Below are 15,708 nucleotides of genomic sequence, written 5' to 3' on the forward strand. Positions count from 1 at the left end.
CCTCAGCGCCGGGCGACGCCGATCAGCGCCGTCGAGGGGATGGGCAGCACCGTCCGGTCGCCCGCCATGCGCCGCACCTCGACCACGACTTCGGCCTTCCGCGCGTCGCTCAGGCTGGTCCAGTCGGGCGACATGCCGAACAGCGTGTCGGGCTCGGCGAGCGCCGCCACGTCGAGCGGATAATCGTGCGTGACGTGCTCGATCTCGGGCTCGCGGTATCCGGCGGCGATCAACTCGCGGGCGAAGTCCGCAGGCTCGCCGAGCGCCTGCACCGCCTCCGGCATCGTCATCCCTTCGAGTTCGGGAAACAGCTTGCGGCGGATCTGCCCGAGCAGCAGGAAGGTCGCGGCGCCCCGGTCCTGCCATGTCGCCACCACGCCATGCCCACCCGGCCGCGTCACCCGCGCCATCTCGGCAAGGCCCTTGCGCCAGTCCGGGAACATGATGACGCCGAAGATCGAAAAGACCGCGTCGAACCCGCCGTCGTCGAGGGCCAGCGCCTGCCCGTCCATGACCCGCGCCTCGACATTGGGCACGCCAGCCGCCGCAATGCGCGCGATCATGCCGGGCGAGAAGTCGGTCGCCAGCACCCGCGCGCCCGTCCGCGCCGCCAGCAGCGCGAGCGCCCCGGTGCCCGCGGCGACGTCGAGCACCCGGCTGCCGTGCGTCAGCGGCACCCGCGCCAGCGCGGCTTCGGCATAGCGTGCGGTGAAGGGGTGGGCGGTCTGCTCATAGTGCCGGGCGGCGGTGTCCCAGTGGTCGGGACTCTGGAATTCGGACATTTCGAAGGCTCCACGAATCATGTAACATTACAAGTATCGTGATATCCCTCCCTTGCCAATCCCGGCCAGCGTGCGAAGGAGCGAACGGTGCGCAACGACAGTCGCCTATCCCGCATGCTGCATGTGCTGCTGCACATGGCCCGGCACGATGGTCCGATGACGTCGGAGGCGATCGCGCGCATGCTCGGCACGAACCCGGTGGTCGTGCGTCGGACGATGGCGGGCCTGCGCGATGCGGGGTACGTGCGGTCGGAGAAGGGCCACGGCGGCGGCTGGGCGATCGCGGCGGATCTGGAACAGGTGTCGCTGCTCGATGTCCACCGCGCGGTGGGCGGCCCGCGCCTCTTCGCCATCGGCAGCGAGCACGCCAATCCCGACTGCGCGGTGGAGAAGGTCGTGAACGAGGCGCTGGAGGATGCGCTGCGCGAGGCCGAAGCGCAGCTCATCGCCCGGCTGGGCGCGGTCAGCCTTGCCGAACTCGCCCGCAGCTTCGATGCGCGATGCCGGTCGGCATCATGGCCGGCGGACTGATCCGGCCCGGGCGCTCTGCCGGACGAGGGTGCGAACATACGACTGTCACGAATTGATTGTGGTCATTCCATTGTTGCTGGTTCGTCTCCGCTTTTCGCACTATCGCAACACCGATGCGCATACTGGTGATCGAGGACGACGCGGCTCTCAGCGATGAAATCGCCCGCGCCCTGCGGGCGGAGAACTTCGCGGTCGATGTCGCCGCGAACGGGGAGGATGGGCGCCATCTGGGCGCGACCGAGCGGTACGATGCAGCGGTGCTCGACCTCGGATTGCCGAAGGTGGATGGGCTGACGGTGCTGCAATCCTGGCGTGCCGAAGGGCAGGCGCTGCCCGTGCTGATCCTGACCGCGCGCGATGCCTGGGCGGAGAAGGTCGCCGGGTTCAAGGCGGGCGCGGACGATTACCTCATCAAGCCGTTCCGCGTGCAGGAACTGATCCTGCGCCTGCGCGCGCTGGTGCGCCGGTCGAGCGGCCATGCCTCGAACAAGGTGACCTGCGGCGCGCTGGAGTTCGACGTGCAGCTTGGCCACTTCGAGATGGACGGTCTGCCGGTGCGGCTGACCGCGTTCGAGTGGCGCGTGCTCTCCGCGCTGATGCTGCGCAAGGACACCGTGGTGGACCGGCGCGAACTGCTCGACCGGGTCTACGAGTACGACGCGGACGTCGATTCCAACTCGCTGGAGGTCATCGTCGGTCGCCTGCGCCGCAAGATCGGCGCGGACATGATCCGCACGATCCGGGGGCGCGGCTACCTGCTGACGGCTGACTGAGGGTTCAACGCGGCAAGGTCAGGCACAGGCGCAATCCGCCCATCGACGAGCGGTCGAGATCGAGCGCGCCGCCATGTAGTTCGGCGAGTTCGCGGGCGATGGGCAGGCCGAAGCCGTGGCCTTCCTCGCGCTCGTCGAGGCGGCGGCCAGGCACCAGCGCCTGATCGATGGCTTCGGCGGAAATGCCCGGCCCATCGTCCTCGATGACGATGCGGACCATGTTGCCTGTCTCCCGAGCCGACAGCCGGATTTCGCGCGCGGCCCACTTCCACGCATTGTCGAGCAGGTTGCCGAGCATCTCGGCCAGATCCTGCGGATCGCTCCTGACCGCGAGATCGGGGGCGATGTCGGCGGTGAAGGCGATGTGCCGGTCCGCGTGGATGCGCCCGAGCGCAAGGACCAGTTCGTCAACGCTTTCGCCGAGCGGCACCGGCGTACCGCCCGGCGATCCCGGCGCTGCGGCGCGGGCGCGGCCGAGGTGGTGGCGGATCGCACCGTCGATCTGGCCGACCAGTTCGCCAAGCTGTCCCGAAGGATCGCAGCCCGGCTCGGCCACGCGAATGCTCAGCGTCGCCAGCGGCGTCTTGAGGCTGTGCGCGAGGTTGGAGACATGGCCTCTGGCGCGTGCCAAGGCGGCCTCGTTCTCGTCGAGCAGGGCGTTGAGTTCCTGCGCCAGTGGCGCGAGTTCGGCGGGCTGGCGCGCGGGCACCCGGTCGAGCGAGCCGTCGCGCACGGCGGTCAGCGCCTTGCGCAACCGCGCCAGCGGCGCCAGCCCGAAGTGCAACTGCGCGAACGTCGCCGCCAGCAGCGCGACGCTCAGCCCGCCGAGGATGAGCAGGATCGGTGTCAGCGCTCTCTCCAGCATGCCGGAGAACACCCGCGCGGGCGCGAAGGCGGTGATGCGGATGGTGCCAGCGGCGGTGCGGTTCTCCAGCGTGCGCACGTAGGAATCCGGCGTGCGGCCCGCGAGCAGGCTCTCGTCGCCGCCCCGGAAATGCCCCTCGCGCCCCGGCGGCCCTTCCCAGCTGATATCGTCGAGGCGCGAGACGTCACGCGATGCGTAGACGCGCGTGGGCGTCTCGATCTGCCAGCCCCAGCCGCGCCGGTGCTGCGTGAACGGGCCGAGTTCGGTGAGCATCGCGCCGTCCACGCTTCCGTCGGCGCGGACGCTGCGCAGCAACAGCGCGATCTGCGCATCGAGCCGCTCGTTGAGGCTGCGGCGCACCAGATCGTAGACGCCCTCGCGGATCAGCAGCGCCGCGAGCAGCAGCGCGACGCCGGTCAGCGCCACTCCGGCCATCAGCAACCGGGCGCGGATCGAGCGCGGAAGCAGCTTCATATCGGTAGTGCCCCCATGCGCGACGCGTCTTCGCCCAACGCTGCTCGATAGCGTGTTGCTCATATCCCGTGCCCCCCAACCGAACCTGAACGCACCCACTGCGACAAATCGAAACGGAAACTGAACCGCACCGTTCAGCCTGCATATGACCTTAGTCGCTATTAATATTCACTATCAACAAGCGATACCGCCAAGCCGTGAGGGAAAATGCAGAAGCAGACGATCGATGGGTCGGGCGCGTGCTCGATCGCCGCACGTCGCGCGGGGCGTCCTCTCAGCGTGCTCACCGTGCTTGAACGGCGCGTCGTTGCCCTCCTGCGCACCGCCGGTGACGTTCAGCACGGTCTAGGTTCAGTTCAGTCACCCCTTCGCGGCATCCTCGAACGCCTTGCCGACGAGGTGGAAATCAACGGTCTCGTCGTCTTCGGAGAGCAATCGCGCTTCGTCAGCGACGACGAAATCGCCATCCTGAGCTGGCTGTCGATGCTCCAGCGCCCGTCCCAATCGGCCCATCTGCACATGGCCAATCCCTTCCAGCAGGCCCTGCGCGCGCTCGCCGACGCGCTTCTGGATGAGGATCGCCGCCTGCCCGCACGCTCGATTCTGGCCGAGGATCGGATCGCGCGAGAAGGCTGTTTTCGCATGGAATTTCAGCCGGATACCGCTGCCGACCCGGTGCCGGATGCGGGTGCGGAAAGCGCCGAGGCACGGGCGCTCGCGCTCGTCGAGCGCTGCCGGTTCGCCACCGCCTCGCAGTTCCGCGCGCTCGGCATCTCCACCCAGAAGCTGAGCCGCCTATGCCGTCGCGGCTATGTCGAGCGGGTCGCGCTCGGCCTCTACAAGAAACCGGGGGCCTCGGGCGCCATGCTCGCGTCCTAGACCCCGTCATCGACGCCGCGATCCATCGGCGAAAAACCAAATAAATCAGGTGTTAATCCAACCAAGGGGGCTCTCTTGTCCAATTCCCGTATCCGTCGTTCACCCTCCCGGGTCGCCCCGGCCTATCTGGCGCTTGCCTGCGTCGGCTTCGCGTCCGCGCCCGCACTGGCGCAGGACGCCAAGGAGGATACGACGCCCAGCCTCGGCGGCGTGACCGTCTCCGACACCGCGATCGAGGAGACCCCCTACAAGGTCGATCGCGCGGCATCGCCCAAGTACACCGCGCCGCTGCTCGACACGCCCAAGTCGATCGTCGTCCTGCCCTCCGAAGTGATCCGCGAAAGCGGCTCCACCACGTTCGTCGAGGCGCTGCGCACGGTACCGGGCATCACCTTCGGCGCCGGTGAAGGCGGCAACCCGCAGGGCGACCGTCCCTTCATCCGCGGCTTCGACGCACAGGGCAGCACCTATATCGACGGCATCCGCAGCGTCGGCGGCCAGTCGCGCGAGATCTTCGCGGTCGAACAGATCGAAGTGGTCAAGGGCGGCGATTCCACCATGGGCGGTCGCGGCAGCGCCGGCGGCAGCCTCAACCTCGTCAGCAAGATGGCGCATCTGGGCACCGATGCCCGCGCCGACCTCAGCTACGGCACCGACGACTACAAGCGCGCGACCATCGACGCAAACTACCAGATCGGCGAGACCGCTGCGATTCGCCTGAACGGCATGTGGCACGATGCCGACGTCGCCAAGCGCGATGTCGTCACCTACAACCGCTGGGGCATCTCCCCCTCGGCCGCGCTGGGCCTCGGCACCTCGACCCGCGCCTTCGTGAACTATTATCACATGCAGAGCGACGACATCCCCGATCCGGGCATCCCGTTCGAGCGTTCGGCGGGTCAGGTCACGTCCACCTCGCTGCTGCACATCGGCCCGGCCGAAGTCGTCAACGGGCAGAAGGTCGACCGCAGCAACTTCTACGGCCTCGCCAACCGCGACTTCCGCAAGACCAACGTCGACGAGTTCCTGATGCGTGCGGAGCATGATCTGACCGACCGGATCAGGCTGCGCGGCACGACCAAGTACGCCAACGTCAAGCAGGCCTACATCATCACCCAGCCGGACGACAGCCAGGGCAATGTCCAGAACGGCCTCGTCTGGCGCCGTGCGAACTCGCGCTGGAGCGACGTGGACTCCATGGTCGGCCAGATCGACCTTTCGGGCACGTTCGACACCGGCGGGATCGAGCATTCGTTCTCGGCAGGCGTCGAGGCGAGCTGGGAGCAGTCGAAGCGGGGCAACTTCGCGGTCAACACCAACGTCACCTCGGTCAACACCGGTGCCGGGCGCTGCAGCGCCGCGCAGCAGGCGGCGTTCAACTGCACCAGCCTGTTCAACCCGAACCCCTACGACAACTGGCAGAACATCCCGGTCGGCGGCACCACCGGCGTTCCGATCACCCGCAGCGCCGCCACCGCCAAGACCGAGGCGACGACCTACGCGATCTACGCGCTGGACACGATCAGCTTCTCGGATTCGCTGAAGCTGAACCTCGGCATCCGCCAGGACTGGTACAAGACGGTCCAGACCACGATCCCGACCACCACCGCCGCGCCGGTGCTGGAGAAGAAGGACAACTTCCTGAACTATCAGGCGGGTCTGGTGTTCAAGCCGATGTCCAACGGCAGCCTCTACGTATCCTACGCCAAGTCGACCACGCCTCCGGGCAGCCTCGTCGGCGAAGGGCAGGAAGGCAACGCGATCGCGCTGACCACGCTTGACGACCTCAAGGCGGAAAGCACCAAGTCCTACGAAGTCGGCACCAAGTGGGATTTCATGGATTCCGCGCTCGGCCTCAGCCTCGCCGTGTTCCGCACCGAAACCAAGAACGCCCGCACCACCGGCGCCAACGGCCTCCTCGAATATGTCGGCGAGCGTCGCATCCAGGGTGTTGAGGTCGGCTTCAACGGCAAGCCGCTGCCGTTCTGGAGCATCTTCGGCGGTTACACCTACATGGACTCCGAAGTGCGCAGCATCGGCACCAACGTCACGCCGACCACGGCGTTCGCGCTGGGCAAGCCGTTCCCCAATACGCCCAAGCACAGCTTCACGACCTGGACCACGTTCGACATCGCCGGGCGTTTCCAGATCGGCGGCGGCGCGATCTACAACTCGAAGCAGTACGGCAGCTTCGGCAACGCCGTTATCGCCGGCACCAACAACACCATCGTCCGCTCGATCCCCAGCTACTGGCGCTTCGATGCAACCGCTGCGATGGACGTCACCGATAAGATCGCGCTGCGTGTCAACGTGCAGAACCTCGCGAACAAGCGGTATTACGACCGTACCTACACCACGCACTTCGTGAACATCGCGCCGGGCCGTTCGGCCTTCGCGACGCTCTCGCTGAAATACTAAGGACAGAAGCTCGGTGTCGTCCGTATGGGCGGCACCGACTTTTCCCGCTCAATATCCGAAGAAGCGCTTGAGCCCGAGCGCCTTGAGGCCGCGACGGTAGGTCATGGAGCTCATGTCTGCCGGGATGTGTCCTTCGTCGCCGGGATCCAGCGGCAGCCATTCGGGCATCTGGGCTTCGACGATGGCCTTGTCTTCCTCGAAGATGCGCTGGTTGAAGTCGTAGACGTCCTGCACCGGCAGGTCGGTATCGAAGTTGCGCGCGATCGGGGCGAACAGGCGCGTCAATTTGGCCGAGACCGGCGAGGCGGCGTTCATGATGACGAGCCGGTCCTTGTCGGGGAAATGGATTTCCAGCGTGGCGGTGAAGGGCAGGTGGCAGCGGAAGTGCCGCAGCCACTGGAAGTCGAGCACGCCGCGCTGCGTCAGGCCGATCGGATAGTTGCCGACGCTGCTCCAGTATTCGGCCTCGAAGCCATACTCGGTGCGCCTGGGGGCATAGGCAGGCACTTCGGCATTGTCGGGATCGGCGAAGGTCTCGGTATGGACGAAGGCGAAGTGCGCGACGTCGAGGAAGCCTTCGAGCTGGCGCCCGGCAAAGCCGTTGATGTCGATCCACGGGCAGGTGATCTGCTGGAATTCCGGCTCGTCCCAGTGCGGCATGTCGGGGATGGCGCCGGGCGGGGGCGTGTCGCCCTCCGCGTCGAGGCAGGTCCAGATCAGGCCGTAGCGTTCGAAGCTCGGGTAGGTGCGCAAGTGCAGCCGCGCGGGAATGTCGCGCGAAGGATGGGCCGGGACGTGGACGCACTTGCCGCCGCCGCCGAACTTCAGCCCGTGGTAGGGGCAGATGATGCCGTCTTCCTGCTGCGCGCCGAGGCTTAGCGGCACGCCGCGGTGCGGGCAGACGTTGGTGGCGATGACGACCTCGTCCCCGGCCTTGTAGATCACCAGCGGCTGGTCGAGCAGTCTGGTGCCGATCGGCTTCGGCCCGACCTCTCTGGCGAGGGCGACGGGATACCAGTGGCGGGCAAGGATGAACCAGTCTTCGGGATCGAAGGTGCAGCCCAGCGGCAGCGATGGGCGCGCGGTGTCGATGGCGGCGGCGGTGGCCATGGGAATTCTTCCGTTGTGGAGTGCTGGCCCCCATTTTCGGCGTTTGGACATGCTCTGTAAAACGCAATGATCCGCACGTCGTGTTGCGAAAATTAGAGCGGATTGGATTGCCTGGAAACACGCAAGGCGAGGTTGCGCTTCCGCCTTCCAGTTCCGATATGGCGGCCGTCGCGATGCCCGCTGGCCCCGTCCCATCGACGGAGCCACGGGCGAAACCACTGGAGACTCGTCGCATGGCCTATCTGGATACCCGCCTCTTCATCAACGGCGAATGGACCGATGCCACCGACGGAAGGACGCTGGCGGTGCAGAATCCCGCCACCGGCGAGGAGATCGGCCGTGTCGCGCATGCAGGGCGTGCCGACCTCGACCGTGCGCTTGATGCCGCCCAGCGCGGGTTCGAGGTCTGGCGCGATTACACGCCCGCTGCCCGCAGCCGCATCATGCGCGCCGCCGCCGCTCTCCTGCGCGAGCGGTCGGGGGACATCGCCCTCCTTCTGACGCAGGAGCAGGGCAAGCCGCTTCCCGAGGCGAAGGGCGAAATCAACGCCGCCGCCGACATCATCGACTGGTTCGCCGAGGAAGGCTTCCGCGTCTACGGCCGCCTCGTGCCGCACCGTTCCAGCCTGTCGATCCGGCAGATGGTGGTCAAGGATCCGGTCGGCCCGGTCGCCGCGTTCACGCCCTGGAACTTCCCGGTCAACCAGGTGGTCCGCAAGATCTCGGCGGGCCTGGCCACGGGCTGCTCGCTGATCGTCAAGGCGCCCGAGGAGACCCCGGCCAGCCCGGCGGCGCTCATCAAGGCGTTCCAAGATGCCGGTCTGCCCGAGGGCGTGCTCGGCCTGGTGTTCGGTGATCCGGCCGAGATTTCCGAATACCTGATCGCAAGCCCGATCATCCGCAAGATCACCTTCACGGGATCGACCCCGGTGGGCAAGCTGCTTGCCGGAATGGCGGGCAAGTACATGAAGCGCGTCTCGATGGAACTGGGCGGTCATGCCCCGGTGATCGTCTGCGAGGACGCCGACGTGGAGCTTGCGGTCAGGAGCGCGGGCAACGCCAAGTTCCGCAACGCCGGGCAGGTCTGCATCTCGCCGACCCGGTTCCTCGTCCACAACAGCGTCAAGGACCGCTTCGCCGAGGCGCTCTCCACGCTGGCGCAGGGGGTGAAGGTCGGTGACGGCCTCGCCGAAGGCACGCAGATGGGGCCGCTTGCCAATGCGCGCCGGGTCGCGGCCATGGCCGAGTTCCAGGAGGACGCGGTGGCGCGGGGCGCCCGGCTGCTGACCGGCGGCGGACGCATCGGCGAAGCGGGCAACTTCTGGTCGCCCACCGTGCTGGCCGACGTTCCGCTCGATGCCCGGCTGTTCAACGACGAGCCGTTCGGCCCGGTCGCGGGCATCCGCGGGTTCGACAAGCTGGAAGAGGCGATCGCCGAAGCCAACCGCCTCTCGTTCGGCCTTGCCGGCTATGCCTTCACCAGCAGCCTCGCCAATGCCGACCTGCTGAGCCGCCGGGTCGAAGTGGGCATGCTGTGGATCAACACACCTGCCGCAGCATCGGCGGAACTGCCGTTCGGCGGCATCAAGGACTCCGGCTACGGCACCGAAGGCGGTCCGGAGGCGCTGGAGAACTACCTGAACATCCGCTCGGTCGTGGTCGCCAACGTCTGACCCGACGCTCCCGACCGCAGGGACATCGAAGGCCGCGCCATCGAAAGGTGGCGCGGCCTTTTTCGTTCGAGGGGGCTTGTTGTGGGAGAAGGGCCTTAAAGTGTCGTCGGAGAACCGTGTTCTCTATCGAAAATCTGCGCTTTCCCCATAAAGCGCGTGTGACCTTCCGCAGGACGCGGAAACACGGGGGAGAAGAGCGGCGGCAAGGGCATCACGCCGCCGGTCGTATCACGCCCCGCATCCTGTAGGAAAACGGCGGCGCTCCCCGCCTCAGGCCACCGCCGCCAGAGGCTGCTCCCCTTCCGGCTTCGCGAAATAGCCCGGCACTTCGCCCGCCTCGATCGGCTTGCTGTAGAAGTAGCCCTGAAGGTGCGTGCATCCGGCGCTCTTGGTGGCGCCGATGAGGTGGGCGTCGCTGATCCCCTCGGCCACCACTTCCGCGCCGACGTGGCGGGCCATCGTGACTGCCGCCTCCAGCACCGCGACCGAGGCCGGATCCTGCCCCAGATCCATGACGAGGCTGCGGTCCAGCTTCATGCGGTCGAACTTGAAGCTCTTGACCATCGAGAGCGAGGAATAGCCCGTCCCGAAATCGTCGAGCGCGATGCGGAAGCCGAGGTTGCGCAGCAGGTTGAGCGTCAGCAAAGCCCGCGTATTGCGCTCTATCGACAGCGATTCCGTGACTTCGAGGAACAGGCGCTGCGGCGCGATCCCGTGGCGGCGGCAGCGTTCCAGCAGGAAGCCGCTGAACCCTTCGTGCTGCAGTTGCAGAGGCGACAGGTTGATGCTGAGGTGCAGGCCGGGCCAGCGGGAGAAATCGGCGAGCGCGCGCTCGATGATCCATTCGCCCAGCCGCACCATCAGGCCGCTGCGCTCCGCCGCCGGGATGAAGCTCGACGGGGGCACCTCGCCCAGTTCCGGGTGCCGCCAGCGCACCAGCGCCTCCACCTCGCGCGCGTCGTCCACAACCGAATGGATCGGCTGGTAGACCATGCGCAGCTGCTCGCGCTCGAAGGCGAATTCCAGATCCTTCTCCAGCGCACGGTCCACCGCCCGTTCGCGCGCCATCGACATATCGAAGGCGGTGGCGCAGTTGCGGCCGTTCTTCTTGGAGGCATAGAGCGCGATGTCGGCGTTGCGCAGCACCGCCTCGACGTCGTCCACCTCACCGATGCCGAGATCCACCACGCCCATCGATACGGTGATGGCGACGGAATATTCGCCGAGGCTGAACGGTGCGCGCATGGACGCGACGATGTCGCCCGCCAGCGCGAGGCCGCAGCCGTCGGCACCGAGCGGCACGCAGACCGCGAACTCGTCTCCGCCGACGCGCGCCACCATGCTGTCCGTGCCGAGCAGACCCTTCACGCGCTCCCCGATCGGGCGGACGAGTTCGTCGCCTGCGGCATGGCCGTAGTCGTCGTTGACGTGCTTGAAGCGGTCGATGTCGATGACCATGCAGGCGAAGCGGTCCTCGCTGCCCGCTGCCATCAGCTTGCCGAACGTCTCCTGGAAGGCACGGCGATTGGGCATTCCGGTGGCGGGATCGCTGAAGGCGAGGCTCTTCACCGCATTGGCGTTGCGGCGGAACGTTTCCAGCGGGCCGGACAGTGCCTTCAGTTCCTTGAGACGGAATTCGCCGATCTCGATGTCGAGATCGCCGTCGGCCAGTCGCTGCACGTTACCGTGCATCCGGCGGATCGCGGGCAGGATGTTGCGCAGGATGTCGAACAGCGCGAGCAGCACGACGAGGATCGTGACGAGGCCGGTCCCCGCCACCAGAAGCTGCCAGCGCCCGATGGAGTTCACCAGCTGCGTCTGCGCGACGCGGCGGTCTTCATGGGTGCGGCGGGCGATGCCGTCGGCGAAGGCGGCCATCGCCGCGTTGCGCCGTTCGACACGCTCGATCAGGGCGCGGCTGGTCGCGCCGCGTTGCTGGATCTTGCGGATTTCGGCGACGTGCAGGTCGAGCACGGCGAAGGGGTTTCCCGCCCCCGGCGTGTCGTAGAGCGCAACGCCGCTGCTGCGCAGCTTGCCCAGCTTCTCGTCGATGCCGATGGCCTGGTCGGTCAGCTCGTCGCTGCCGCCGGTCGCCGCCATGCCGCGATTGGCCGCCATGCGCAGCTTGTCGACGGCATCGGCGAACTGGTCGGCATTCTCGGCGATGGCCGAGGCGGCAATCAGCGCATCGCTCTGCCCGCGCAGGGCATAGGCCTCGCGCTGGGTGACGACCTGCAGCAGCATCGTCAGCACCACGATCAGCGCGAGCGCGCCCACAAGGCGCGTTTCGAGCGACGCGAACGCGCGCCCCAGTTTCGACTTCTCTTTGAACATTTTGCACCCGAATTGTGCCGGGATTCCCCGTCCCGGGCCTTCGAGCATCAGGGTTAACGTTTATTTCCTAAGATTTTCTAATGAACACAGTCACTTCGATGTCTTAAACAGTCATCGAACTGTCATCATTCGCACTGACGGCAGCGGCAGCCATGAGCCCGACCGACGGGAGAAGCGGGCGTTGTGGGATCGCCGTTGATTTCGCTGCCCGGATGCGGCGCCGTCCCGCCAGGATGACAATTATTTCACCGGATCATCAAGCGCTTGCTTATTATACGGCGACGGTGAACATGGCGACGCGGATCAAGGGGGTTGATGTGCGTCTTGCGATTACAGTGTGCCTGGCGACGATGCTCGCCGGAGGGACCGCTCATGCGGCCGGGGATCAGGTGCAGCGCGGGCCGGTGCCCAAATGGGCGGTACAGTCGGAGCCGATGCCGGTCCCGGACGACGCGGCAGGCGCGGTGTTCATGCGGCGGCAGGACACCGAGGTTCACCTCGACGAAAAGGGGCAGGTGCTGTTCAACGCCTACCGCGCCAGGATTCTCCATCCCAATGCGCTGCAACTGGGCAACGTGTCGATCGCGTGGAACCCGGCGGCGGGGGCGCCGGTCGTCCACGGGATCAGGATCTACCGCGGGGACGAGGTGATCGATGTCCTCAAGAACGCTTCGTTCGAAGTGCTCCGACGCGAAGACCAGCTTGAGGCGGCGCAGCTTGACGGCAACCTGACGGCGGTGCTGCGCATCCCCGACCTGCGCGTGGGGGACGAGCTGGAATTCGGTGCGACGATCCGCTCCAGCGACCCGACGCTGGGCAGGAACGACGCCGGGCTGCTGGTGCTTGCCGCCGAGCCGGCGCCGGGACGCTTCCACCTGCGGCTGAGCTGGGAGGGTGCGGACAAGCCAGCGGTGAAGATGAGCCCGGACATGGAGAAGGCCGCGCGTCCCGACGCGCAGGTGATCGACTACCTGTTCGACAATCCCGCCGCGCTGACCCCGCCCAAGGACGCGCCGCCGCGCTATCTCTGGCAGCGGGTCGTGGAATTCAGCCGGTTCTCGGATTGGCAGGGCATCTCGCGCCGGTTCGCGCCGCTGTTCGCGACCGCCTCGAAGCTCGATGCGAAGTCGCCGCTCAGGCAGGAGGCGGCGCGCATCGCGGCGGCCAGTGCCAGTCCGCTCGACCGGGCGAGCGCGGCGCTGAAGCTGGTGCAGCAGGACATCCGCTACATCTACGTCGGGCTCGACGGCGGCAACTTCACGCCCGCGGCGGCGGACGAGACGTGGCGGCGGCGCTATGGCGACTGCAAGGGCAAGACCGCGCTGCTGCTGGCGCTCCTGCGCGAAATGGGGATCGAGGCGCAGCCGGTGCTCGTGAACAACGGCGGCGGCGACGATGGCCTCGACCAGCGCCTGCCGAGCCCGCGCATGTTCGATCATGTGCTGGTGCAGGCCCGGATCGAGGGCAAGAGCTACTGGCTCGACGGAACGCTGCCCGCCGTGGTGCTGCCCGGCGCGGACCCGGTCATGCCTTACGAATGGGTGCTGCCGCTCACGACCGAGGGCAGCACGCTCCAGCATCTCGACTGGAAGCCCGCCGCGCGGCCGGATCAGGTGACGCTGTTCGAGATCGACGCGCGTGCCGGGTTCGACAAGCCCGCGCGCATCACCAATACCGTGATCCGGCGCGGGATCGAGGGGTTGCAGCAGGAAGTCCAGTTCTCCGCGCTGACGCCCGCGCAGATGCTCAGCGGCTTTCGCCAGCAGGCAATCGGCGACACCTGGCAGACGATCGACGACGTGAAGTGGCATTACGACCGCAAGGCGCAGGCCAGCGTGCTGACCATCAGCGGCACCGGCACGGTCGACTGGGATGACGGCGGCGATGGCGCCAAGTCCCTCGCGTTGCCCGGCGGCGGCTTCAACCCTCCCGAGAAGCGCCTGCGCGCCGCGGAGCAGGACCAGAGCCTGCCCTATTACAACAAGCCCGATTTCGACTGCCGCGTCACCACCGTGCGCCTGCCGGAGAAGACCAGGCCGGGGCAGTGGACGCACAAGGACGACATCGACAACCGCATGTTCGGTCGCTCCTACTACCGCGCCTTCGATGTGCGCGACGGCGCGCTGCGGATGGTTCGCGGCCTGCGCGTGGAGCAGAAGGAAGTCGATGCCGCGCGTGCTCTCCACGACAACGGCCGGGTCGCCAGCTTCGACAACAGCATGGCCTGGATCACCTACGACCCCGCCGCCGCCGATACCGACAACAAGGCGGGAAGGCCGGTCCCGGCGACCTACGACATCGACTGGACGGCGGACGGCGTGCCCTGTCTCGCATCCATGGCGGCGAAGTAGGCGAAAATCCCCAGGTTCGCGGGAGAACCGCCACGAAAAGAACCATCTGCGGGCGGCCATATTGCTGTGCGCATCATGATGGTTCACAAGGGCGAAATGCCTGACAAGACGAAGACCCGGGAAAAGACGGCCAAGGCGTCCCGCCGCCAGCGCGAGGCGCCGACCATCAGCGACGTCGCGGAGCACGCCGGCGTCTCGCCGATGACCGTGTCGCGCGTGATAAACAACCGTACCACGGTGCGGGAATCCACGCGTGAGCGGGTCGAGCGCTCTATCGAGGCGCTCAACTACGCGCCCAGCGTCGCGGCGCGGGCGCTGGCGGGCGGCGAGGAAATGCGGCTCGGGCTGCTCTACAGCAACCCCTCGTCCTCGTACCTCAGCGAGTTCTTGGTCGGCGGGCTGGATCAGGCCAGCCGCAACAACGCGCATCTGGTGGTCGAGCAGTTCGACGAGGGCTGGTCGGTCGAGGAACTCGTCCGCCACCTGCAGCGCGGCCGCCTCAACGGCATCGTCCTGCCGCCGCCGCTTTGCGATTCTCCCGAGATGGTCGAGGCGCTGCAGGTGGCCGGGATTCCGGCGGTCTCCGTCGCGGGGGGGTATGCCTTCGAGGAGTCGGCGATCGTCGGCATCGACGACTTCCACGCCGCCGGTGAGATGACCCGCCACCTGATCGCGCTCGGCCATGTGCGCATCGGTTTCATCCGGGGCAACCCGAACCAGCGGGCCAGTGAGCGGCGTTACGAAGGCTACGTATCGGCCTTGTCGGAGGCGGGTCTCGAACTCGATCCGGCGCTGGTGACGCAGGGGTTCTTCACCTACCGTTCCGGCCTCGACGCGGCGGAGCAGATCCTCGACCTCGCGGAGCCGCCGACGGCGATCTTCGCCAGCAACGACGACATGGCCGCCGCCACCGTGGCGGTCGCCCACCGGCGCGGCCTCGACGTGCCGGGCGACCTCACCGTCTGCGGCTTCGACGATACCCTGCTGGCGACGACGATCTGGCCGGAGCTGACCACGATCCGCCAGCCGATCAGCGACATGGCCCGCGCGGCGATCGACCTCATCGTGCAGCGCCTGCGCGGCGACCGGCGCGACGGCGCGAAGATGGCGAAGGTGGATGCCCACGGGCATGTGCTGCTGGACTACGCGCTGATCCGTCGCCAGTCCGACGCCGCCCCGCGCCGCCGCCCCCGGCCGCGTCCGCGCCGTCAGGAGGGGGCTGCGGCCTGACGGGTTTCCGGCGGTTGTCGTACTCGCCGTGACCGGAATTCATTACTCTGAGAAAAAAGCGCGCGTCAGGATCAACTCCTACTCGACACCTTGATTTGATAGCGGTAACAGATTGCTCGTCTAATCATGGCGCGTGATCGGGGCAGGAGCCTCGACGCCGCCGGAACCCGCAGAGGATGTCGTTAGTGGAGCACAGGTCCGATGGGCTGGTCAGCCCCGTCCGCTTCGCCGGCGCATCGTGGAGCGCGGGTTTCGCGTTTGGCAAGACTGACATTGGTCGTACTGCGA

The 15,708-nt window shown here is 67.1% G+C and carries 11 protein-coding genes; 7 read left to right on the forward strand and 4 right to left on the reverse strand.

Annotation, left to right across the window (positions count from 1 at the left end):
- Nucleotides 1–2: 2 nt before the first annotated feature.
- Nucleotides 3–782, reverse strand: coding sequence for a class I SAM-dependent methyltransferase (locus tag LO787_RS17735; RefSeq protein WP_232492315.1), 780 nt, complete (start codon nucleotides 780–782; stop codon nucleotides 3–5).
- Nucleotides 783–869: 87 nt separating this feature from the next.
- Between LO787_RS17735 and LO787_RS17740 the strand changes: the two genes are divergently transcribed.
- Nucleotides 870–1,313, forward strand: coding sequence for an Rrf2 family transcriptional regulator (locus LO787_RS17740; RefSeq protein WP_232492316.1), 444 nt, complete (start codon nucleotides 870–872; stop codon nucleotides 1,311–1,313).
- Between the two features lie 113 nt (nucleotides 1,314–1,426).
- Nucleotides 1,427–2,086, forward strand: coding sequence for a response regulator (locus LO787_RS17745; protein WP_232492317.1), 660 nt, complete (start codon nucleotides 1,427–1,429; stop codon nucleotides 2,084–2,086).
- A gap of 4 nt (nucleotides 2,087–2,090) precedes the next feature.
- Here LO787_RS17745 and LO787_RS17750 read toward each other — a convergent pair whose 3' ends face one another.
- On the reverse strand, nucleotides 2,091–3,425 hold the full coding sequence (locus LO787_RS17750) for a sensor histidine kinase (RefSeq protein WP_232492318.1): 1,335 nt from the start codon (nucleotides 3,423–3,425) through the stop codon (nucleotides 2,091–2,093).
- A 207-nt stretch (nucleotides 3,426–3,632) separates the two neighbouring features.
- On the opposite strand from LO787_RS17750, the gene LO787_RS17755 reads away from it, so the two are divergent.
- Nucleotides 3,633–4,304, forward strand: coding sequence for a type IV toxin-antitoxin system AbiEi family antitoxin domain-containing protein (locus LO787_RS17755; protein WP_232492319.1), 672 nt, complete (start codon nucleotides 3,633–3,635; stop codon nucleotides 4,302–4,304).
- 75 nt (nucleotides 4,305–4,379) lie between these two features.
- The gene (locus LO787_RS17760; protein WP_232492320.1) at nucleotides 4,380–6,722 is read left to right on the forward strand and encodes a TonB-dependent receptor; all 2,343 of its coding nucleotides are present in this window, start codon (nucleotides 4,380–4,382) and stop codon (nucleotides 6,720–6,722) included.
- 48 nt (nucleotides 6,723–6,770) lie between these two features.
- On the opposite strand, the gene LO787_RS17765 is transcribed toward LO787_RS17760, so the two are convergent.
- Nucleotides 6,771–7,832 carry an aromatic ring-hydroxylating oxygenase subunit alpha gene (locus tag LO787_RS17765; RefSeq protein ID WP_276574168.1) on the reverse strand — a complete coding sequence of 354 codons (1,062 nt, stop codon included), beginning with the start codon at nucleotides 7,830–7,832 and terminating at the stop codon, nucleotides 6,771–6,773.
- 233 nt (nucleotides 7,833–8,065) lie between these two features.
- Here LO787_RS17765 and LO787_RS17770 point away from each other — a divergent pair, with 233 nt between their 5' ends.
- Nucleotides 8,066–9,505, forward strand: coding sequence for an NAD-dependent succinate-semialdehyde dehydrogenase (locus tag LO787_RS17770; RefSeq protein WP_232492321.1), 1,440 nt, complete (start codon nucleotides 8,066–8,068; stop codon nucleotides 9,503–9,505).
- Between the two features lie 270 nt (nucleotides 9,506–9,775).
- Here LO787_RS17770 and LO787_RS17775 read toward each other — a convergent pair whose 3' ends face one another.
- A complete protein-coding gene (locus LO787_RS17775; RefSeq protein ID WP_232492322.1) occupies nucleotides 9,776–11,839 on the reverse strand; it encodes a putative bifunctional diguanylate cyclase/phosphodiesterase in 2,064 nt (687 codons plus the stop codon).
- 290 nt (nucleotides 11,840–12,129) lie between these two features.
- On the opposite strand from LO787_RS17775, the gene LO787_RS17780 reads away from it, so the two are divergent.
- Both LO787_RS17780 and LO787_RS17785 read left to right on the forward strand, forming a co-directional pair.
- Complete coding sequence (locus LO787_RS17780) at nucleotides 12,130–14,190, forward strand: DUF3857 domain-containing transglutaminase family protein (protein ID WP_232492323.1); 2,061 nt, start codon at nucleotides 12,130–12,132, stop codon at nucleotides 14,188–14,190.
- A 96-nt stretch (nucleotides 14,191–14,286) separates the two neighbouring features.
- Nucleotides 14,287–15,420, forward strand: a complete 1,134-nt coding sequence (locus LO787_RS17785; protein WP_232492324.1) for a LacI family DNA-binding transcriptional regulator — start codon at nucleotides 14,287–14,289, stop codon at nucleotides 15,418–15,420.
- Nucleotides 15,421–15,708 lie beyond the last annotated feature (288 nt).

This window comes from Novosphingobium kaempferiae, from assembly GCF_021227995.1.
Lineage (GTDB): Bacteria > Pseudomonadota > Alphaproteobacteria > Sphingomonadales > Sphingomonadaceae > Novosphingobium > Novosphingobium kaempferiae.